The sequence below is a fragment of the Bacteroidota bacterium genome, from assembly GCA_018266835.1.
Lineage (GTDB): Bacteria > Bacteroidota > Ignavibacteria > Tepidaquicellales > Tepidaquicellaceae > JAFDZO01.
Genome location: JAFDZP010000005.1, coordinates 376,721 through 398,808, shown reverse-complemented (window position 1 = coordinate 398,808; position 22,088 = coordinate 376,721). Strand labels below are relative to the sequence as shown.

The window sequence follows — 22,088 nt, the reverse complement described above, 5'->3', positions numbered from 1 at the left end:
GGAACGGGGGAAGTTTTTGGTTTCCCCCTCCTGCGAAAGCCTGTCCCGCACTTGATGTGAAAGTCCGCCGAGGCGGAAGGTTTCGTTTAAATTTCTATCGTTGTGGTTGTTGGTCAGAAGACTCCCGCTTCCCGCTAAAGTTGGACAAGAATGCTGGACAGGCAACAACGGTGGAAAAACTTACTCCACTTTCACTTTATCTATTTCTTTCATAATCCTATCCGTCTCGCTAAGCGCGACTATTATTTTCTGATAATGCTGTATGTCATCGAAGTTTAATGTTCTTTCTTTTCTATCCTTCAGCCATTTTTGAGCGGGCTGATAGCCGCCTATGAAAAACTCCCATGCTGTCTGCGGGACTTGCGCGAAGTACTGAGTTTCGTTTATCCAGACTTTGCCTGTGGTTTTCTCCATTCCTTTCGCAGGACCACCCCCTGCCCCCTCCTTAGAAAAAGGAGGGGGTTCTATTGTATCCTCATTCCTAATTGCCTGTCCCGCACTTGATGCGGGATCCTCGTTGGGAATGTTCTTAGACTTTTTGGCTTCCCAACGGGGACGTTGGGAAGCAGGGATTGTGTACGAATCTGTTGGCTCATACTTTATTTTCCCTACTTCGTTGTTTCCGTCTATGGGGAAAGTTGTTATAAATTTATTTACGACTTTGCTTTCAAGCAGATGGATTTCCCGCAGCTCGCTGCCGAGGCTTACTAATTCCCAAAATGTCTTTTCATCTTTCGGGTAAGGCACTCGCGGAAAATCTATTTTTAAAAATTCTTTGTATTTTTCTCTGTAGCTTGGGCTGTGGAGCACTGCATAAATGTAATCTAATATGTCAATGGGGGCAAATGTATTTTTCTTATTCTCTTTTTCATTTGTAAATTTTAATCCGAGCTTTTCTGCAATCTGTTTTACAATTTCAGGATTTAAGTTTGGCGTGCGTTCCTGTTTATCGAAAAGAGAATTGTCAAAGTTGGAATTTGGGTAAGTGTAAAGTGGAAAAATTGCAGATTGTGTAGTCCTCTCTCCGCACTTTGTTTCCATAACATCTTTGGATATAAAAAAATGGTCACATGTTTCAGATTTGTTACTACGAGCTGTAATTAATCCTATATTATTCCCTGACAATAAATTTTTCATTACTTTTTCTCTAGCTCTCTCAATTAACTTTACATCATAGTAAATATATTTTGTATCAAGAGGACGATATGAAATTTTTTTTATTAAATTTGTATCAATTTCTATTTCATAATTTTTAATGACATTATTTATTAATTCTTTTTTGTTTGAATTAATTAAAATTGCATCATTAGAGGTTACAATTCCAACAGAATTAATTGAAAACAATTCAGTCATCATAAACCCTTTATTATAAATATTTTGTACATCAACATCTTTTTCTACAAAAAAATAATTAGGAGATACATTTTCTAATTTTTTATAAGTTACATTTTTTATGGAATGAGTATTTAAAAAATTATATTTTAAATCTCTTTTTCCATATAAATCATAGTGGAAAACTTTAGCTAATTCATTTATTTTTTTTGCACCTGTCTTTATAAATAAATTTATGCTTACACCTTGTTGAATATCAAAAACATTTTCATCGATTGAGCCGTCAGGACTTGATTCTTTTTTATTACTATTCCCATGTAAATCCAATGTATAAATCTTATCGAATGTTTTTAATAAATTCCAACGCATTCCCCTAAAAGTAGGGTTATCTAAATACCCATGAGGATTAATAAAAGCTAAAACTCCTTCTCCGTTCTTTTCAATAAAATACTGCGCATATCTTACAAATTTAACATAGTCATCATTAATCCATTTAGGATTTTTTTCTTTCAATTTTTCTTTACCGCCCGGTTCTTTTTTATAATCTTCCATTAAATCCATAATCCATTTACCCTTGTTAGAACTTTCGCCACTATACGGAGGGTTTCCCATTACAACCATTACGGGAGTATCGCGCTTAATATGGTTTGCCTCATTTGCCTCTGTGCTAAGCCAGTTTGCAAACAGTGTTCCTGTATCGGGGTGATGCTCTTCAAGTGAATTTGTAAGATAAACTCTTAGTCTCTGCTGTGTTTTACTTTCTTTCGGTTTATATCCTGTTTCAGTTAAAAGTAAATCAAGCTTTAAGTGAGCCATTGCATAACTTGCCATGAGAAGCTCGAAGCCGTTAAGACGCGGGATAAGATGCTCCTCTACATAATTGCTCCATACTCCCTGCTGACCTTCAAACTTTTTATAGACCTGCTTTATTACTTCGGCAAGGAAAGTGCCTGTGCCTGTGGCGGGGTCGAGTATCTGCACTTTATGAAACTCACGCTCAACTTTTTTATCCTGCTCGTTTACTTTTATTTTTATTTTGCTTCTGTCTGCAAGTCCTTCGGGGAGATTGAACTCCGTTTTTAAAATATCATCAACTGCGCGGACAATAAAATTTACAACAGGCTCGGGAGTGTACCATACGCCGCGCGCTTTGCGGAGCTTAGGGTCATACTCCGCAAGGAACGTTTCATAAAAATGTATGATAGGGTCGTTCTGCTGAGTAGCGCTTCCGAAATTTTTTAATAAAGCCTTTACATCAGTAGCGCGGAAGATATCTGCAAGCGCATCTACAATCCATTTTATACGCTCGTCAATATCGGGACCTGCAATGTAGCCGAAAAGCTTTCGCAGGAAAGGATTTGATTTCGGGATAAGCTCTGCAGCTTCCATTCGTGAAAAGCTATCAATAGAAGGGTCATGAAGCCGCGCTGCAAACATTCCGTAGGCAACAGTCTGCGCATATATATCGGAAAATTCTTTCGGCTTAATATCGTGGATAAGAATATCTTTGAAGGCATTCATCTGCTCGAGCAGTGTGCTGTTCTCGGCAGTTTTTTCATCGGATGTAAGGGCGTTATCTATAACGTTTGCAAGCATACGCGCTTTGCCCGCCATCATTTCAGAAAGTTTCTGCGCGGATTTTATTGTCTGCCCTGTGTAAGAGCAAAAATCTTTTATAAGATTTTCGAACTCGGAAAATTTATCAGGCAGGGGAGTGACTTTCTTACCGTCAATTTCACCAATAGAAACTGACGTAACAAACTTACCTGATTTAAAAAAATGGAAATCTATATAGTTTGTGAATACGAGATTTTCGAGGGAGGATTTATACCGCTCGAACTGTTCATTATAATTTTTATTTTTGAGGTCGGCATCTATATCTTTTGCTTCTATGTAGCCAACGGGAATATTTTTTCTTGTGATGATGTAGTCAGGCGCTCCGCAAGCAATGCGAGTAGGCTCGTTAGTAGCAACAATGCCCGGCACAAGATTTTCGAGGAGAGTCTGAAGGTCACCTCTGAAAGTATGTTCAGTAGAATTTCCTGCTTTGAAACGTGAATTGAGTTTATCGAGATATTGGGAAACGGTCATTAAAAGGGGTTACATTTACACAAAGTTAAGGAAAAATAGAGTGTAAAGAAATGAGTTGTTAACCACCCCCTGCCCCCTCCTTAATAAGGAGGGGGATAATTTGTTAACCACTCCGCTACGGCGGACTTTCAGCCGCAGGGGATATATCGGGCGTATGCAATACGCCCCTACATATGGAATTTGTGATGTGGATGATTGGATTTCGCCGTGGCGAACTTTCAGCCCCTAGCCCTCCCGACTTTGTCGGGACAAGCTCTCCCCCGTGTCAAGCAGGGGGCAAGCTTACTGCAGGAGGGGGAATATAGCAAAACTTATTAGTGTCAAATTTTTTATACTTATAATTGGATGGAAATGTGATTTGAGTTTTGAATTTCAAATTCTATATTTTTACATCGGGTTTTTATATATACATTGCCATTTGAGCCCCCTCCTTATTAAGGAGGGGGGAGGGGGTGGTTATCTAAATTTTATTAATTACGTTTTTCAGATTTTCCAGAACTCCAATAATATTTTTATAAATATCGGTATTGGTAAATCTGATAACTTTTATTCCTTCAGTGTTTAAATAATCGGTTCTGATTTTATCATATTCCTGTGAATCGTCATCAAAATGTGAATCACCGTCAATTTCTATTGCAAGCTTGCAATCAGGACAATAAAAATCAACAATGTATCTTCCTATACCTTGCTGTCTTCTGAATTTTAAATTCTGAAATCTGCTGCCTTTGAGTTGATTCCATAACAATTGTTCGGCTTTAGTAGAATTGTTCCTGAGTTCCTGCCTACGTTTTTTATATTTATGGAGATTGATGTTGGACATATTTTTAAAATACTAAAAATAATTTTATTGTTAACCACCCCCTACCCCCTCCTTAATAAGGAGGGGGATAAGTTGTTAACCACCCTCCCGCTCGAGTGCGGGACAGGCTTTCGCAGGAGGGGGTAACCTAGCAGACATTAAATCCGCCATGGCGGACTTTCAGCCACTAACCTCCCGACTTTGTCGGGACAAGCTCTCCCCCGTGTCAAGTGCGGGGCAAGCTTACCGCAGGAGGGGGGAACCTAGCAGATTTTAAACCACCCCTAACCCCTCCTTGGTAAGGAGGGGAACATCTTGCGTCAATTTTGGATGTAAATATTTATTAAACTATTCCCATTCCACGCTGTCTAAAATGAAGTACTTAGTACTTAGTACTTAGTACTTAGTACTTAGTACTTAGTACTTAGTACTTAGTACTTAGTACTTAGTACTTAGTACTTAGTATTGAGTATTGAGTATTGAGTATTGAGTACAAAAAATCTTAAATCTGAAATCTGAAATCTGAAATTTAAGTTGGAACTTAGTTGAAATTAAAAAGTTAAATTGTTAACCACCCCCAACCCCCTCCTTAATAAGGAGGGGGCATTCAAAAAAAAAATTTAAATGTAACATGAAGACAAACAAAATATTTTTAAGTGTAGTAATGCTGCTGATGATAATGGGAGCGGTGAGCGGCAGGGGATTTGCACAGTCGGACGATAAAAGAGACCCGCCTCCTATGGGAAGGATAGGCGAGCCGCATGATGGGATGATTGACGATATTAACAAAACTCCGCAGGAAAGAGCTACGATGCGCGCCGATAAGATGAAGCTTGACTTGCTTCTGACGGATGACCAGTATAAATCGGTTTACAATGTATTGGTTACGGAGATAACGGCATCTATGAAGCTCCGTAATGAAGGCACTGACAGGGAAACGATGAGAAGCGAGATGATGAGAATCCATGAAGATGCAGATGACCAGATGAAGGGAATATTGACGGCTGACCAGTACAAACTGTATAAGAAGCAGATGAAGGATATGATGAAGAAGCCGGGAGACCATGATAATCACAGGGGTCCGATGGAAAAACCGAAGGACCATGACTGATAGACGAGTGTAAGAGTCCATGTGTAGAAATAATAAATTAAATTAAGTTAAAGCCCGTTTTATCTTTTTCATGGTTAAAAGAGAGGACGGGCTTTTTGTTTGGTGAAATTTTGGTTTGAGTTTGCGCGGGTAATACTTTTCAGGTGTACTTTTTCAGGGGTAATTTATTGCAGGTAAAATTTGTATTTTGGGAGCAGAAAAAAGTAAACAGTAAAGTAATTGTAATAAGCTAATGAGAAAAAGTAATATCGGCAAATGGGTATTGTATATTTTAATTGTTCTTTTTGTGATGTGCGCGGGGAGGGGTTACGGGCAGTCGGACTCGGTTAAGTACGTAATGCCTGAGCTTCCGCCGCAGCCGCCTTCGGGATTGGATGATAACGTGAACAACACTGTCCCTTTGAGCATAGAGGAGAGCGCATGGATGGAAGCGGACGGACTTAAGTGGGAGCTGAAGCTCTCGGATGACCAGTACAAAGAAGTGCATAAGATTGTATTAGCTGCGCTTAAGAAAAAAGAGAAGCTCTGGGATGCGGGCGCGGAAAAGATAATCGATAACACCGAGCTTGAGGAGAGGCTTGATAAGATTGACGAGGGCATGGACGCTCAGCTGAAGGACGTTGTGACTGCAGAACAGTTTGAAAAATATATGAGCAGGCGAAAGAAGCTAAAGAGTAAATAGAGTAAAAGTTTTTTTGCGAACCCGTTTTTTCCGGTAGAGGAGAGAACGGGTTTTTTGTTTGCGGGGGTTTTTGGGGGGCGCCCTATGCGAATTTCTTTCGCCGCAGGCGGAAGAAATTCGCATACGCCGTAAAATATTTCAGAAAGTATTTCTGAAATATTTTACGGTGTGTGCCGCGAAAGCGGCACAGGGCGCCCCCCCGTACGCTTGAATTCCTTTAGTGATTTTTTACTTTGAAATGAATGTTTGTACTGAGGAAAAAATAATAAAGCGTGTAACAGTACTCGCACTCGTAGATATTGAAGCCCAGCAAGCGCAGGATTTTATCGCGCAGTCTGTTAGATCTCATAAGGTTGAAATTTTTGTACTTGTGGCAGCGGTCGCAGTATTTATTCATATTGCTGTATACGTAAAATTTGTGCTAAGATGCATTGCAAATGATGTGCGGAGCAGATGACTTCCCAAAAAAAGTTACAATAATTTAATACAGAATTGTATAAACCGGAAAACTTTGTGATGTATTTTTACGTTAAAATTATTAAATAATTCCAAAACTAAAAAAGCAAAAATGACACAACAAAAAAACTGGAACAAAACTTCTTACGGCAGCTATAGCTTTTCAATTAACGGAGTTGAGCGGGGAAGTCTGAATGTAACAAATCACCGCAAGGAAGCTGAAGCGCGGATAGACGGAAAGAATTTCAAAATAAAATGCAGGGGATTTCTGAAGCTGTTCCTTGAAGTCCTTGATGATGCAGGCAACACCGTTCTGAAAATCACTCAGGATAGCTGGCTTGCAAGCAGATGGGAAATGCTGCACAACTTCAAGAGGTACAGACTCGTTCTGCGAAATTTTCCGCTCGCTCAATATGTCGTGACTGAGAACGGAAAAGAAATTCTATCTTATGGATTGAAGACGCAAAAATTCAAACCTTATCTTCACATCGAAAGCGAAACCACTGAGCGCGACCTGTTGATGGATTTCGTACTTTGGTTCCTCTACGCTCCTATTGTACATGAGAGCACAGCTACAGGACTTCCGCGTTATACATCTGCAATTGCCGCTGTATAAATCAATTCTCTTGATAATAATATCATTCCTTTAAAATAAGACGGCTAAACCCGTTTTATCCGTATTTCTTTGTATTTTTCTTCAAGTATTACACCAATCTATAAATTGCTAAAAATCAGTTAATAATACAGTAAATCCTGCTATTCTTTATTAAAAAAATAAGTATTTTTTAAAATTTTATGTATGCAAGGTATCTTTTGTGATTTTATATTGTGGATGTTAAAATAATATATCCCAAATGAAAAAAATATTTGTCACTTCTAAATTTTTAATTTTCATTTTTATTTTTTCAATTTGCCTATCAATCTCTTTTACCGGATGCAGTGATTCATTAACAGGCACAGGTCCAGTAAAAAATCAGGCAAGGACTGAAGAAGAATTCGTTGCAAATCCTCAGCTGAAAGCCGATGCTGGCTCTGTTGTTGTTGTCAGCCTTGAAGACTTAAACTCTCCTCCCGTAACAGGCGATACGGGACCAATCGGCGAAGATATAATTCCTTACTCTTACACAGAAACTGCCGAGCACAGATTTACCATTGATGATTCATCTTACTTCAGTATGAAATTAGTAAACGATTTAAACGGAGAAGTTATTCTGAATTTAAATCCCGGCTCAACTGCCACCGTCTCTATTCCTGCCGGGAATTATAAAATGCATTTAACTTCACTCTTAAATTATTCTGCTGACGAACCCGAAAGCAAAGTTGTTTTCATTCAGGCAAACTGGAAAACTCCTCACAATGTAAGCAGCGGCACATATTACAGTTTTGATGACCTCGACAGGCTGCTAAGCACCAACAAATGCCGTTTATGTAATCTTGATAATGCCAACCTTGCCGGAAAAATTTTTCCCCGCACACCAGCATTTGAAATCGATAGCTCCTCCTGCTATAAAACAATTTTGGCCGGAGCGAAAATCACAGGCGGACGTATTGCTAACTCCTTATTCAGCTATGCAAGTTTGAAAGGCATAAAATTAGATTCAACTTTAATTTCAAATACAAGATTTGATCAGACAAACATGAATGATGTAAAGCTGTCCTCAACAAAATTTCTCAATGCATCATTCAGTAATTCAACTCTGTCAGGAGAAGGAACAGACTGTAATTTTGAAAGTACATTATTCACAAGAACTAATTTTGTCCAAATTAATATTCCCGGAGCATTATTTTTAAGATGTAATTTAAGCGGTAGTACTATCGTACAATTAAAAGCCCAGAATTCAGTTTTTGACCGTACAATATTTGATTCAAGCACTATAACTTCTTCAATACTATCTTCATCGATAATAAAAGGCTGTCTTTTCTCAAAAACACAGTTTAAAGAGGTAGATGTAAGAGATGCAAATTTTTGCGAAAGCAATTCACGGCAATGTGTATTTAACCAGTGTACAACTAATGCAGGAACATTGTGCTGGCCATTTTAGCAATTAGCAATTAACAATTAACAATTAACAGCTAAATAGTTTTTTAAAATTGTACTAAAATTTTTTATGAAAAAAAATAAATTTATAATAACATTATTACAGTTTGGATTTGTATTTATCATGTCTGCATTGGTCTATAATTTTTCCGGATGCAGTGATTCATTTACAAATCCTACCGTTACAACTGCAAGCAAATACCAGGCGCATACAGAAGCAGAGTTCAACGCAAATTCAAATTTAAAAGCTATTCCTGGAGCAGTTGTGTATGATGACCTCGAACATCTTAATACTCCAGCTTCACTTCTCGGAGATGATACGGGTCCCATAGGGGAAGATGTTATATCGTATTATTATTCTGACTCGGCAGTGCACAGATTTAAGCTCGGCGCTGAAGCAAATTTCAAAGTAAGAATGATTGCAGCATCAGGTCTTCTTATGTTCCAGCTAAATAATCCGGGAGATACTGCGCGTGTTTCAATCCCTGCAGGAAATTATAAATTGTATCTTACATCATTGGTAAACTATGGTTCTACTTCCATGGCAACACAGCCCGTCTTTATTCAGCCGGACTTAGATGCAATTGCTTCAGGCGGAGTTCCGCCGCAGAGCGGATATAATAAGGATGACCTTAACACACTTCTCACGACAAACAAATGTATCAGCTGCAATCTGCGTGAAGTACAGCTTCATGATAAAAATCTTGCAGGGGCTGATTTATCTTATTCCGATTTAGAACATTCTTTTATGGACCATGTGAATCTTGATAGCGCAATATTTACGCATACTGACTGGGACCGCTCCGGCGCAAATAATTGTTCCTTTAAAGGAGCAAAATTTACTTTCACTATTTTGAATTTAACTTCCTTTGGCGGTGGTGATTTTATGGGAGCGGTTTTTCAAAGATTAAACTGGGACCGTACAATTTTCGATGCTGCAAATCTCAGCCGCGTGACTTTTGACAGCGGCTCAGGCAGCGGAAACATGGATGGATGCGATCTTAGCTATACAACTTTTTCAAATCTTGAAATCAGAGATTTAACGGGTGAGCATGTTAAACTTAACGGCGCAACTTTTTCCAATATTCACGCCTATGAAGTATTCTTTGGAAACTCGAATCTGGACAGCACAAAATTTATAAACAATACGTACTTCCAGAGCAGTACTTTACGCGGCAGTACATTCAGAAACGCTTTGTTCACAAATTTCAGGGGAGACGCAAGTGTGTTCGATGACTGCATTATGTCGGGTTCAGCAATAACTAATTCAGGTTTTAATGGCGGTACTCTGCGCGCAGCAATTCTTATAAATACAGTCTGGAATAATGTAGATATTAATGCTGTCAACATGTGTCATCAGGATAGAACGGGAATGTCTGCGACAAATATACATTATAATGTTGATACCGACTGCTGGCCGTAATGCAATTATGAATTATGAGTTATGAATTATGAGTTATGAATTATGAGTTATGAGATATGAGTTATGAATTATGAATTATGAGTTATGAATTATGAGTTATGAATTATGAGTTACAATTAGTAATTAGCAATTTGTAATTAAGCGTGGAATCAGAAGCTTTTGTTTCCCCCTCCTGCGAAGGAGGGGGGAGGGGGAGGTCTCATTCAGATTTCTAGCGTTATGGTTGTTGGTCTGGAGACCAACAACGGCGGAAAATTATAATTCACGAAAATTTTTTTAGAGTGAAAGTCCCCTCCTGCAGTAAGCTTGCCCCGTGCTTGACGCGGGGGAGGGGATTTAGGGGTGGTTAACTTTTAAAGATTTCTAAACGGAGTAATTCATATTCGCAATTAACAATTAGTAATTAGCAGTAAGCAATTTCTTCGCCGCTGTTGGTCTCCTGACCAACAGCAATACAGTGAGAAATTCTTAATTCGCCTAAGCTGATTGAGCAGTTCGCCTTGGTGACCAACAAATTCGTGAATGTGTGATTATATTAGTAACAGCTTTTCCCCCTCCTTTATAAGGAGGGGGAAGGAGGTGGTTATCTTTTAAAGATTTTCATGTGAAAAGATTAATGATTAAGTTAAAAGCCCTAATAAATAATTAGTAGTAGTTCTTCCCCTTCCTGCGGTAAGCTTGCCCGTGCTTGACACGGGGGAGGGGGGAAGGGGGTGGTTAACTTTTAAACATTTTTAAACGGTGTAATTCATATTCTAATGGTTGGTCAGCCGAACAACAAAGGTATTAAAACAGAAATAAAATTTGCCAAATGAAAAAAAGCAAAAAAAATTTAAAATCAATTGAAGCTTTCTTTCTGTTCTTAGTAACAGTAAGCTTCACAGTTCTATCGGGATGCAGCGATACTTTAACGAACTCAACCGGAACGGTAACAGAAAATCAGACAAAAGTTGAAAGAGAATTTTCTTTGAGTTCAGTCCTAAAAGCATCACCTGATGAATTAATTGTTGTTGACCTGGAAGATTTAAACTCACCCTCAGTTTCGGGCGATACGGGTCCTGTAGGGGAAGATGTGATTCCTTATACATACACGAAGGATATAAATCAGGAATTCAGAGTCGCGCCTTTTTCTACTTTTAAAATAAAATTTGTCAGTGACGCTACAGGTGATACTCTCGCTCAGGTTTTTCCCGGGGGATTTGCCCAGCTCTCAGTCCCTGCAGGAAATTATAAACTTCATCTGATTTCATTTGATTCTTACTCTTCCTCAGATTTATCAAGCAATATTATTTTTATCAAACCAAGTGTATCCGGCAGTAATATTGTTACGCATCTTAAAGCAAAAGAGTGCATTGAATGTAATTTCAAGAATACAGATTTGAGCGGTATGAACTTTACTGATGTGACTCTATCACGCTCTTCATTCACGGGAGTAAATTTGCGAAATGCTAACTTAAGGAATGCCTATGTCGATTCATGCAGAATGGAAAATACAAATCTTGATAGCGCAAATTTAATTAACAGCTGGCTGCCCGGCACTAAATGGGGAGAAGGCTCATCGCTTCAATATGCAGTATTTGACTCAGCGTATATGGTAGGATGCGAGTTTAGTAAGGTTCAAATGAAAGGAGTTTCTATTAACAGAGTGCATTTTGCCCGGACCAATATTTTATATTCAAATATGCTAAATGCCACAGTGATAAATTCCGATTTCGATGAAGTAAAAATATACGGCTCTGGATTCTCATACACTAACTTTACAAAAACAGCTTTTATTAATGCTCAGATACAATCATCAAATTTCGATCGTTGTAATTTAACTGATACTGATTTTGGCAGGTCAGCTTTAACTCAGGTAAATATGGCTTACGCAAATATAATAGGAGCATATTTTTGCGAGTCCCAAAAAACAGGCATTACCACTGTTGGTATTATTTATAATTCAACAACTCAATGCTGGCCTTAATGTAATTAATAATTAGTAATGAATAATGAATAATTTTTTTATTTAATTCACGGGAGAAGGGATTTAGGGCTTAAAGTCCGCCGAGGCGGAAGGTTTCATTCAAATTTCTAATGTTATGCTTGTTGGTCAGGAGACCAACAACGGCAGAAGTGAAAATCCCCTCCTTTTCAAGGAGGGGATTTAGGGGTGGTTAACTTTTGAACATTTTTAAACGGAGTTATTCATATTTGCATAAAAAATTCTAAAGTTATGATTGTTCGCCATGAGAACAAAAACGGCTAGTGATATTTGGGGCGTATTCAATACGCCCCTACATACCGTTTAATTAACGTATGGTTGTTGGTAAGATGATCTATTACGGACAATATTACTTTTTTAACAAAGTCCTCCTGCAATAAAAACAACGTCATTTTTTTTAGTAAATTAATTTGTAGTTCTTTTTATTAATATTACAAACTAACTATAATTTCCGAAATCAAAACAATTTTTATTTATAAACTTAAAAAGAGAAATGAAAACACTAAAACTTTATTCAGTTGTTGTACTTTTATTAATGTTAGCTTGTGTAAAAGGATTTGCGCAGGACGGCGATGATAAAATTGTCGGGACTGCCACTGCCAAAGCAGAATCAATGAAGGCGCAGTTCGGCCTTAACGATACACAGTACAAATCACTTTACGATTTATTTGTTACCACTATCAAAAAAGAAAATGCATTATGGACATCAGGCAAATCACGTTTGGATATGGAAGCTGCGAAAGACCAGATTCACTCTGACTTTGTTGCTGGAGTAAAAACTATTTTCACTGCAGACCAGTATGCAAAATTTGATAAACCTCAGACAAAAAAGAGTATAAAAGAAGGCGCAAAATGGCGCTCAGCAAAAATGAAAGATGCTTTGGGACTTTCAAAGAAGCAGACGAAATCAGTTTATAATTTAATAGTAAGCACAACAACAAAACAGAACAAGCTATCTGCAAAAGCAAAAGATAAAACAGAATTGTACGAAGGAAGAATAAAACTTGATGACGCTTTCTATGCAAAGATGCAAAACATCTTAACAGCTGAGCAGTTTGAGATGTTTAATAAAAACCATTATTAATTTTATTTATCAAAATATAACTAGTCTAATTTAAAAATTTTATTAATACCCCAGTATGATTTTTAAAAGAAAACTTTTCAAGTATTGTTCTTTACTTTCATTCTTAATAATTACTGCAGCGATTTCCGGATGCAGTGATTCAATAGTAAATTCAACGTCAATCAATACAGGCAAGTATAAAGCGTTGACAGAAAGCCAGTTCAATTCAAACGCAGTAGCTTATGCAACGCCCGGCGCAGTAGTATATGTTGACCTTGAGAATCTCAACGCACCGCCCGATAGCGTACGTGAAGATACGGGCGCAATAGGTGAGGATGTGATTCCTTACAGATACACGGAGACGGCAACTCACAGAATAAAACTTGATGCCGGCGCAATGTTCAAAGCAAGGCTGGTTAACGAAGCAGGTGCAGTTATTTACCAGCTTAACGCTCCCGGAGATACTTCGCGAGTGAGTATTCCTGCAGGGAATTATAAACTTTATCTTACATCTACTATAAGCAGTGACGGAGCATACGGTTACTCCCAGCCGGTATTTATTCAGCCGGACTCTGCTGCGATTACATCGGGAGCAGGCGCTCCTCCGCAGGGAGGATATGACCCCGACCAGTTGAATCAATTGCTGACTACAAGAAAATGTACAAGCTGTAATTTAAGAGGAGTAACGATTTTATTCAAAGACTTGCAGGGTGCGGATTTAACGCGAGCGTTTTTATCAAATTCAACTTTTGACCATGTAAATTTTGACAATGCGCGTTTTGATAATGTGCAGTGGGATGCTTCAAATATAAGCAGCACTTCTTTAAAAAACGCAAGTTTTGATAAAACTATATTGAACGAAAGCACATTTTTATTTGCAGATTTTAGCAATGCAATATTAACAAATGCAAGCAGCGTTAATTTGAATTTTTTATCATGCGCTTTCAGATATACTTCGTTTAGTTCCACAGGAGGTTTTTACGGCAAATGGGATAACTCTGATTTCAGCAATGCAACATTTTACAGCACAGAGATAAATAATGTAACATGTAAGAATACAAAAATGAACGGGACGGTATTTTCTAATGTACAGCTCATTAAAGTAGATTTCAGAGGTTCGGTTATGGATAGTCTTAAGCTTAACAATTCAACAGCAATTTTAAGATGTGAATTCAACGGCAACCGCATGCGATATGCTGAATTTACGGATATACATCATCAGATTAGTTTTTTTGAAAATTGTGATCTCACCGGCGCAAAAATTATTAATTCCGAACTTCCAATGGCTCAATTCAGAGGAGCAAATTTAAGTAATTCGCTCTGGGATAATGTTGCTTTAGATGGCGCTGACATGTGCGAAACAGTAAGAACAGGTGCGGTGTTCAGAAATATCCGATATGGAAATCCTCCGTCTTGCTGGCCTTGAAACAATTAACAATTAACAATTAACAATTAACAATTAGTAGTTTGAAATTACCTGTAAGAAAATAGCAGTCAGCAAAAAACAGATAGAAATTAAAAAGCCCTCTTGCCTTAGGCAGGAGGGCTGCTTTTTTTAGAAGTGAATTTAATAAAGTTTTGTTCCGAATTCTGTTACAACTATTAACGCAAGAATAGCGGCAATTACGAAGAGGTAGAAATATACTTTGTATTTGCCCTGTTCTTCTGCTTCGTGTCGGGAGTAAACGTTTAACGTTTTCATAATCCCTCCTTGTTTTTTCTCTCTACAATACAAAATTACTTATAGGGAAATTTAATAGAAATGCAAAAAGGGTGGAGTTTATTTACTTATTACAAAGTTAAATAAATATGCAATACATATTAGCCCCGTTGTATAAATTAAGAAAATGTAAAAAGTCCATAAGCTGATGAATTTTATTTCATCGTACTCTATTTTTAATCCAAAAAAAAGAACAGAACTATAAATGAAAGAGCAAGTAATTCTGTAGAAGGTTTTTCGTGCAGTAATTAAATTTTCGTATTTTTCCTGGAAATTGTGTATAAACTTTATAGTATAGATATTACCCATTAAGTAATCAAATTTAACATAAGTAACGATTGTGAATATTAGAAGAAATGCCGCTACCCAAATAAAAATTCTCCATTTTTCATATCCGAAATTCCACCAGTATTTTTGAATTAGGTATGCTGAACAGTTAATAAATCTCTCAAAAATGCTGTTTCCGCAACATGATTTCCACGCTTTGAATTCAAGGTCTAGCTTTTTATAACTTTCGGTCATTCCAGATCTTTTAAATTTTTCTAATAAAGAACTATAAACACTGGATATTTGATCTTCTGTCAATTTATCCTGGGTGCTGTCTTTATTAATCTCATCAAAACATAGTTTGAACTTATTATAATCTATTTTTATTTTGCTTATGTCAGAGTTAAATAGATTAATATAACAAACGGAATTAGGTTTAGTTTTTGCTACTGTTAAGTCAATTTCATTTTGAATGTGATTTATGTGACTAAAATTTAAAGTGTCCGGTAAAGTTGCATTATCAAAAAATACTTCTTCGTTGAACTTCGCAAATCTAAAATCAGCTGTACCAGAAAATATACATTTTCCAAAAAAAGTAGTTTTATCGAAAATAGTATACCAAAAATCTGCAACTCCGTGAAACTCGGTCCATTCAAAATCGCAGCCTTTTGAAAAACATACTCTTCTTAATTTCAAAGAATCAGCAAAAAAGCACCTTGAAAAATCTGCAGTATCTAGAAATTTAGCATAAGAGTAATCTATAATTCCGTTGCAATGTTTTTCTCTAAAATTGTGTATAGCTAAGTATTGTAAGGAATCTTTGTTAATCCGTTCATTTAAAATAACTCTTCCATCTTCGTCAGTAACTTGACCGCATAATATAGAGGTAATCGTAATAAAAAAAATAATTGTCAAAATTAATTGTTTCATGAGGATTTTTACCGATTTTATTTGAAATTTTAAATAGTTTTAAGTTATGCAGAATCCATTTCAAGTGCAGAGAAAAAAAACACAAATTGCTGGTAAGTTTTTTACAATTGTTTTCAAAAAAAATAGAAATCATCTAATTTTCGAAACAATTTCACTACTTTTTGTTAATTTTTGTTGGTAGATTCATACCATAATTAATAAATTTGTTATTCTAACCTAATAAAAATCTTCCTCCCTAAACTTTCCCACTGAAATTCTCGTTAACAAAAAATATTTTGTACATTCCGTTGCGAAGCTGGAGTCACCGCTAAAGCGGGATTTACAACATCACAACGAGAGTAACCCATTCATTTTTAAAACCACAATGAAACGAATCATGAGGCGTGTAATGATAATCGGAAATGCGGGAGCGGGGAAGTCAACTCTTTCTCGTGTGCTCGCAGATAAGCTGAAGCTTCCGCTTTATCATCTTGATAAAATTTTCTGGCTGCCTGGTTGGAAAGAAATTGACAGGAATGTAATGACTGAAAAAGTAAACAAAATTATTGCTGAAGATGAATGGATTATTGACGGCAACTACCGCCGCACAATAACTTACCGCGCTGAGCGAGCTGACACAATTATTTTTCTTAACTTTAATACTCTCACATGTCTTTACGGAATATTTAAAAGAAGATTTTCCGGTGAAATAAGAACTGATATTACTCAAGGATGTCCTGAAAAAATTGATTTGAAATTTTTGAGCTGGGTTCTGAAATATAAACAGACCACTGCTCCGCCAATCAGAAAATTATTGAACGAACTCTCCGCTGAGAAAAGAATTATAGAATTAAAGAACAGAAAACAAGTGAATGAGTTTATGAATCGAATCCAATAAAATTCTATTCATCCCTGTTTCTTAAAATTAATTAAAAAAAACCTCATTATCTGCACTTCTTTAATTATTAAGCTATTCTATCAATAAGTAAATAAAAATATGATTTAACTATTAGATGTTTGTAGTAGTTAAACTATCATTTTTACTGCCGAATGCATTTATCTGCGAAATTTGTATTTTTTGCCTAAGTGTGTAAACTATTTATTTTCTGCAAAACAGGAAAATTGAATTGTTAAACATAGTTTCATTGCTTATTTTTGAAAATATAAGGCTCCCTCCTTTTTGAAGGAGGGGGAAGTATATTCAACTAAATTCCGGCCGGCATCTGTTAACCGGTAACTGACAATTAAAACTACTTATGGCAAAAATTCTTGTTGTTGATGATGAAATTATCTCAGTAACGATTATAAAAAGCGTTCTCGAGCAGGCAGGGCATTCAGTCTCAACTGCAAACGATGGTGAATCTGCATTGGATGTAATTAAAAGAGTTAAGTTTGATATCGTGCTGACGGACTTTAATATGCCCGGCATGAACGGTATTGAGCTTACAAAAGAAATTATAAAGTTTGCTCCTGACTCAGTTGTTATATTAATCACTGCATTTATATCTATAAGAGCAGCGGTTGAATCCATTAAGCTCGGCGCATTCGATTATCTTACAAAACCCGTTGATAAAGAGGAGCTCCTTCTATCCGTCAAGCGCGGAGTAGAGCGCATGGCTTTAATGAAAGAGAATATTTTGCTGAAGCAGCAATTGGAGCGAGTTGAAAATCCCGAGTTTACATATTTAACTGAAAGTCCCGAAATAAAAAATATCCTGAAGGAAGCGATTAAGGTCGCTAAGTCAGACTCCACTATATTAATCACCGGTTCAAACGGAACTGGTAAGGAAGTCCTTGCAAAGTATATTTATAAGAACTCAAACAGAGCAGATTCACAGTTTGTTGTTGTGAACTGTGCAGCTATTCCCGAGCAGCTTTTGGAAAGCGAATTGTTCGGTCACGTGAAAGGTTCGTTTACGGGAGCAATCAAGGACCACAAGGGATATTTTGAGATTGCAGATAATGGAACAATCTTCTTAGACGAAATTGGAGAGATTGATACAATGCTTCAGGTGAAGCTGCTAAGAGTGTTACAGGAAAGGCAGTTCAGCCGCGTAGGTGATACAAGAATTATCTCTACCAACGTAAGAATTCTGGCGGCAACTAACCAGAATCTGAAGAAGATGATTGAGGAAGGCAAGTTCAGAGAGGACTTGTTTTATAGATTGAACGTGTTTGAATTCCATTTACCTGACCTGAAGGACAGGACGGAAGATATATTGTTCTATTTTAATAAATTTGTATCTGAGTTTGCAAAAAATAATGATAAAGTTGTAAAGAAAATTGAAAATGAAGTGAAGTCATTGCTTATTAACTATCAATGGCCCGGAAATATCCGTGAACTGAAGAACGTAGCAGAGCGCGCCACGATACTTTGCGACTCAGGAACAATAACGGCAGACCTTCTTCCGCGCAGCATAATGGGTAAGATGGAGGACAAGGAAATTCTTTCTACAAATGACTATAACGAGAATAAAAATAAACTAATTAAGGACTTTGAGATAAAGTTTATAATAAAGCATTTAAAGCTTAATAAAGGCAACGTTGCCGCAACTGCAAGAAGCATAAATTTCCATCCGGTGAGCCTAAGACAGAAAATCGCCAAGCTGGGAATTGATGTGGATGAGGTAATGGCAGGAGCGTAACGCTTCGCTTTGCTCCGCTCAATTAATAATTAATAATGAGTAATGAATAATTTTAAAGCCTTGGAGATAGTTCTTCAGGGCTTTTTTGTTTTTATAAAAAATATATGATTATTAATTATTCTTTATTCATTATTAATTAATAAAGCGGGGCATTTTTGTTTAATACTGTAACTGTTCTCCCCCTTACCAAGGGGGAGTTAGAGGGGGTTTAACGAGCTAAGAGTATGGCTACAATCTTTAAACCACCCCTAACACCTCCTTTACAAGGAGGGGGACTGAGGGGGCGGTATCATTCGTATTATTTCTCGCCTCACATTAACAATTATTTTCTCAAAATTGATATTTTTAAATTCCCATATCTTTTGAATTGAACTTGCTTCTTTCTAAAACTACATTAGCATAAAACCAATTCGTTCTTCTTATTCCTATCGGGCTGGGAAATTTTATTCTCTTAAAAATATTACCGCCATGAAAACAGTTAAACAAACTATTTCATCCCTCACAGTTATTTTTTTTACCCTTAGTTTTTTTATCATAACAGTTTTTTCCACCTCAATTGTTAAAGCAGACGGCTTCAACGGACTTAGCTACAGCGGTTCAATGCTTTTTGTTGTCGGAGATAACGGAGCTGTCTTCCGCTCAGGAGATGGAGGATTATCGTTTACAAACCGTTCCGTTGGCGCAACGAATTACAATTCCGTAGCAGCAAACGGTTTAAACGTTTGGGTCGGAGGCAATAACGGCACACTGCTGAAAAGCACAAATCTCGGAATTGCTTTTACATCATCAACAGTCGCTGCCGAAAACATTAAATCACTTTTTTTCATCGATGCATCAACAGGCTGGGCTGCATGCACTGCAGGTAAAATTTATAAAACGACAAATGGTGGAGTGAACTGGACGGCGCAGACAACTCCCGTTACAAATGATTTTAACTCTCTAAAATTTCTTAATTCAAATAAAGGAATTGTTTGCGGCAATAACAAAACTTTGCTTACAACAACGAACGGCGGAACGAGCTGGATAGCATCTGCTATTCCGATTAACAAAAATATTCTGGCTGCCGATTTTGTTGGTGATACAATTTATGCTTCCTGCAATGACGGTTATGTGATAAAATCAATAAACTTCGGTTCAAGCTGGAGTGTGATAGACTATAAAGTAACAACTAAGCCGGATATAACAGGTATAGCTGTTACAGCTAACAATGAATTTTTCTCAACGGGAACAGGCGGCTTCATCCGAAAATCTACTGACGGAGGAGCGACATTCACTTATCTTAATAATCCTGCATGGGTTGATCTATCCATAATTTATTTTTATAATAATCTTCAGGGATGGGCAATCAGCAAAAACTCAAACATGATTTTGCGTACTGTTAACGGGGGCATTAACTGGTTAATGCCTTCCGGCACATCGCAAAGCTTATCGTGGCAATTAAAAATTCCACTTACTTTTTATACCTCATCAGGAAATGTTTTTTATCAAAGCACATGGAATAAAAAAGAAATTTTTGTAACAAACTCCAATAGAATATACCGCTCACTTGATGCAGGAGAAACATGGACTGCAATAGGAAATCCTATTCCGAGAGGAACAATTTCAAATTCTTTCTGCGTATCATCTAAAGATACAAATATCTTTATGGTTGCTATAGATAGCAGCAGTGATGTTGAAGCCTGGGTTTACCGTTCGACAGACTATGGCAATACATGGAATGTAAGCATCTCGGGCAATAGATCCTCCGACGGAACTCCGTTCGGTCAGGATTATAATCATCCCGATACGGTTTATTACGGTTTGCAGGATACAAATATTTTCCGCACAACAAACTTCGGAATATCATGGACTCCGGTTGGCAATTACAAATTTTCAAATGTCTGTTATGTAAGAGTTCTTGAAAGCAATCCTAATATAATTTTAGTCGGAGGCAGAAACTGGAACCCGCCTGAGTATGCTACAATTGTAAGATCAAGTGATTACGGACAAACATGGAATGTAGTGGATTCAAACGGAGGCGATCATCCCGAGCTTCCTGTAATAGCGACTTCATCTTTGAGCACAACTTTGTATGCTGGAAGATATGAAGGGGAAGACGGCGGAGTAATGCGTTCAACAAATCTTGGCGCAACATGGGGACATATAAATCTTGATGAATATGTATGGGGAATGGATATTGCAAAGGACGACCCAAATGTTTTGTGTTATGCAAACTGGGGCGGGGGAATAGGCAACTGGGGAAATGTTTCATATGACAGAGGTGTGCATTTTACACTTCTGCCCGAGCTGGCGGGAGTAGGTAACTTTGCCGTGTATTTTTATAACAGAAAAACTTTGTTCCTGCAGCAGCCGTTAGGATTTTATAAGCTGAGAGCTACGGTGACTGTTCCTATAGGAATTCAGAATATTTCAACAACGGTGCCTGAGCATTTTGCTATGTCACAGAATTTCCCGAATCCTTTTAACCCGACAACAAAAATAAAATTTGATATTGCTTCACGAACAGCTGTAAGAATAAGTGTGTTTGACGGAGCCGGCAGGGAAGTATATGTACTTGCAAATGAAGGTATGAATCCCGGCACATATACGGTTGACTGGAACGCAGAAAACTTTCCAAGCGGAGTTTATTATTGCAAGATGCAGACAGATAATTTTATTGAAACGAAGAAGATGGTGCTGGTGAAGTAGATAGTATAAAGTAGCAAGTATAAAGTATGAAGTAAAAAATGCCTCGCAATGATGCGGGGCATTTTTGTTTCCAATTGTTTTCCCTCTCCCGCGAAGGAGAGGGTAGGGAGGGGGTTTAACGAATAAAAATGGTCAACCACCCCCAACCCCCTCCTTGAAAAGGAGGGGGCTCACATAGCAAAATCTGAATTTCTATACAAATGAATTTAACACACAGGCTTCCCCCGCCTTTGTAAGGAGGGGGACTGAGGGGGCAGTATCAAAAAGTTCATTTCTATTTAACCACCCACAACCTGGGACAAGCACTCCTTGAAAACTATAAGTTATCAAGTCCCGCCAAAGGCGGGAGGAGGGGGCTCACATAGCAAAATCTGAATTTCTATACAAATGAATTTAACACACAGGCTTCCCCCTCCTTTATAAGGAGGGGGACTGAGGGGGCGGTATCAAAAAGTATTGTAAAGATGTCTCTTATTATGGGCATTTTTATTTGCACTATTTGAACGAACTGATACAATTGTATGTTGAGGTTGATACGAGATGTCCTTCCTTTTATATTAAACGGAAATAAGTAAATAAACCTATGTTCACAAGTATAGCCTTTTGGTTCGTAATATTATTAATTGGAGTAGTAATTTATAGTTTTATTCAATCAAAAATGAAGAAGGAAAGAAAGAAAGTGACTTCCGCTCATTTTAAGAATAACTAGAGAACAATCCCAGAATTACTTTTTTAACACTTTGCCTCGTCCACAAGCGGGGCATTTTTGTTTAAATATCTACCTCTGTGATAATCAGTTGCTATATGAGTGTTGATATTAACAAAGTAAACCTTTAGCTTAGTAAGTACTTATACGGGGAAAACTAAAATAAGAATAATA

15 protein-coding genes are annotated in these 22,088 nt (G+C 37.3%); 12 read left to right on the top strand and 3 right to left on the bottom strand.

Annotation, left to right across the window (positions count from 1 at the left end; all coding sequences use genetic code 11):
• Nucleotides 1-180: 180 nt before the first annotated feature.
• Nucleotides 181-3,423, bottom strand: a complete 3,243-nt coding sequence (locus JST55_14445) for an N-6 DNA methylase (GenBank protein ID MBS1494711.1) — start codon at nt 3,421-3,423, stop codon at nt 181-183.
• 460 nt (nt 3,424-3,883) lie between these two features.
• Entirely contained in the window at nt 3,884-4,243 is a 360-nt protein-coding gene (locus JST55_14440; protein MBS1494710.1) for an endonuclease domain-containing protein, read from the bottom strand.
• Nucleotides 4,244-4,853: 610 nt separating this feature from the next.
• Between JST55_14440 and JST55_14435 the strand changes: the two genes are divergently transcribed.
• The 9 genes from JST55_14435 to JST55_14395 all read left to right on the top strand — a co-directional run bounded on the left by JST55_14435 (nt 4,854) and on the right by JST55_14395 (nt 14,405).
• On the top strand, nt 4,854-5,333 hold the full coding sequence (locus JST55_14435; GenBank protein MBS1494709.1) for a hypothetical protein: 480 nt from the start codon (nt 4,854-4,856) through the stop codon (nt 5,331-5,333).
• Nucleotides 5,334-5,565: 232 nt separating this feature from the next.
• On the top strand, nt 5,566-6,015 hold the full coding sequence (locus JST55_14430) for a hypothetical protein (GenBank protein MBS1494708.1): 450 nt from the start codon (nt 5,566-5,568) through the stop codon (nt 6,013-6,015).
• Between the two features lie 238 nt (nt 6,016-6,253).
• Nucleotides 6,254-6,472 carry a hypothetical protein gene (locus JST55_14425; GenBank protein MBS1494707.1) on the top strand — a complete coding sequence of 73 codons (219 nt, stop codon included), beginning with the start codon at nt 6,254-6,256 and terminating at the stop codon, nt 6,470-6,472.
• A 111-nt stretch (nt 6,473-6,583) separates the two neighbouring features.
• Nucleotides 6,584-7,087, top strand: a complete 504-nt coding sequence (locus tag JST55_14420) for a hypothetical protein (protein MBS1494706.1) — start codon at nt 6,584-6,586, stop codon at nt 7,085-7,087.
• A 238-nt stretch (nt 7,088-7,325) separates the two neighbouring features.
• Nucleotides 7,326-8,513, top strand: coding sequence for a pentapeptide repeat-containing protein (locus tag JST55_14415; GenBank protein MBS1494705.1), 1,188 nt, complete (start codon nt 7,326-7,328; stop codon nt 8,511-8,513).
• 66 nt (nt 8,514-8,579) lie between these two features.
• Complete coding sequence (locus JST55_14410; GenBank protein MBS1494704.1) at nt 8,580-9,932, top strand: pentapeptide repeat-containing protein; 1,353 nt, start codon at nt 8,580-8,582, stop codon at nt 9,930-9,932.
• An 811-nt stretch (nt 9,933-10,743) separates the two neighbouring features.
• Nucleotides 10,744-11,898 carry a pentapeptide repeat-containing protein gene (locus JST55_14405; protein ID MBS1494703.1) on the top strand — a complete coding sequence of 385 codons (1,155 nt, stop codon included), beginning with the start codon at nt 10,744-10,746 and terminating at the stop codon, nt 11,896-11,898.
• A 511-nt stretch (nt 11,899-12,409) separates the two neighbouring features.
• Entirely contained in the window at nt 12,410-13,000 is a 591-nt protein-coding gene (locus tag JST55_14400; protein MBS1494702.1) for a hypothetical protein, read from the top strand.
• 55 nt (nt 13,001-13,055) lie between these two features.
• Entirely contained in the window at nt 13,056-14,405 is a 1,350-nt protein-coding gene (locus tag JST55_14395; GenBank protein MBS1494701.1) for a pentapeptide repeat-containing protein, read from the top strand.
• A 354-nt stretch (nt 14,406-14,759) separates the two neighbouring features.
• Here JST55_14395 and JST55_14390 read toward each other — a convergent pair whose 3' ends face one another.
• Nucleotides 14,760-15,896, bottom strand: a complete 1,137-nt coding sequence (locus JST55_14390) for a hypothetical protein (protein MBS1494700.1) — start codon at nt 15,894-15,896, stop codon at nt 14,760-14,762.
• Between the two features lie 364 nt (nt 15,897-16,260).
• On the opposite strand from JST55_14390, the gene JST55_14385 reads away from it, so the two are divergent.
• The 3 genes from JST55_14385 (at nt 16,261) to JST55_14375 (ending at nt 21,208) form a co-directional block, all read left to right on the top strand.
• Nucleotides 16,261-16,773 (top strand): hypothetical protein, encoded by a 513-nt coding sequence (locus JST55_14385; GenBank protein ID MBS1494699.1) that lies wholly within the window; start codon nt 16,261-16,263, stop codon nt 16,771-16,773.
• A gap of 358 nt (nt 16,774-17,131) precedes the next feature.
• A complete protein-coding gene (locus JST55_14380) occupies nt 17,132-18,520 on the top strand; it encodes a sigma-54-dependent Fis family transcriptional regulator (protein ID MBS1494698.1) in 1,389 nt (462 codons plus the stop codon).
• Between the two features lie 468 nt (nt 18,521-18,988).
• Nucleotides 18,989-21,208: a T9SS type A sorting domain-containing protein gene (locus JST55_14375; GenBank protein MBS1494697.1), complete on the top strand. Its 2,220-nt coding sequence runs from the start codon at nt 18,989-18,991 to the stop codon at nt 21,206-21,208.
• The last annotated feature ends 880 nt before the right edge of the window (nt 21,209-22,088 follow it).

Bases quoted from the DNA above. Each gene is read 5' to 3' on its own strand.
- JST55_14375 (MBS1494697.1), top strand. From the start codon at position 18,989: ATGAAAACAGTTAAACAAACTATTTCATCCCTCACAGTTATTTTTTTT.
- JST55_14425 (MBS1494707.1), top strand. From the start codon at position 6,254: ATGAATGTTTGTACTGAGGAAAAAATAATAAAGCGTGTAACAGTACTC.
- JST55_14395 (MBS1494701.1), top strand. From the start codon at position 13,056: ATGATTTTTAAAAGAAAACTTTTCAAGTATTGTTCTTTACTTTCATTC.
- JST55_14445 (MBS1494711.1), bottom strand. From the start codon at position 3,423: ATGACCGTTTCCCAATATCTCGATAAACTCAATTCACGTTTCAAAGCA.
- JST55_14400 (MBS1494702.1), top strand. From the start codon at position 12,410: ATGAAAACACTAAAACTTTATTCAGTTGTTGTACTTTTATTAATGTTA.
- JST55_14435 (MBS1494709.1), top strand. From the start codon at position 4,854: ATGAAGACAAACAAAATATTTTTAAGTGTAGTAATGCTGCTGATGATA.
- JST55_14415 (MBS1494705.1), top strand. From the start codon at position 7,326: ATGAAAAAAATATTTGTCACTTCTAAATTTTTAATTTTCATTTTTATT.
- JST55_14420 (MBS1494706.1), top strand. From the start codon at position 6,584: ATGACACAACAAAAAAACTGGAACAAAACTTCTTACGGCAGCTATAGC.
- JST55_14380 (MBS1494698.1), top strand. From the start codon at position 17,132: ATGGCAAAAATTCTTGTTGTTGATGATGAAATTATCTCAGTAACGATT.
- JST55_14405 (MBS1494703.1), top strand. From the start codon at position 10,744: ATGAAAAAAAGCAAAAAAAATTTAAAATCAATTGAAGCTTTCTTTCTG.
- JST55_14430 (MBS1494708.1), top strand. From the start codon at position 5,566: ATGAGAAAAAGTAATATCGGCAAATGGGTATTGTATATTTTAATTGTT.
- JST55_14440 (MBS1494710.1), bottom strand. From the start codon at position 4,243: ATGTCCAACATCAATCTCCATAAATATAAAAAACGTAGGCAGGAACTC.
- JST55_14390 (MBS1494700.1), bottom strand. From the start codon at position 15,896: ATGAAACAATTAATTTTGACAATTATTTTTTTTATTACGATTACCTCT.
- JST55_14385 (MBS1494699.1), top strand. From the start codon at position 16,261: ATGAAACGAATCATGAGGCGTGTAATGATAATCGGAAATGCGGGAGCG.
- JST55_14410 (MBS1494704.1), top strand. From the start codon at position 8,580: ATGAAAAAAAATAAATTTATAATAACATTATTACAGTTTGGATTTGTA.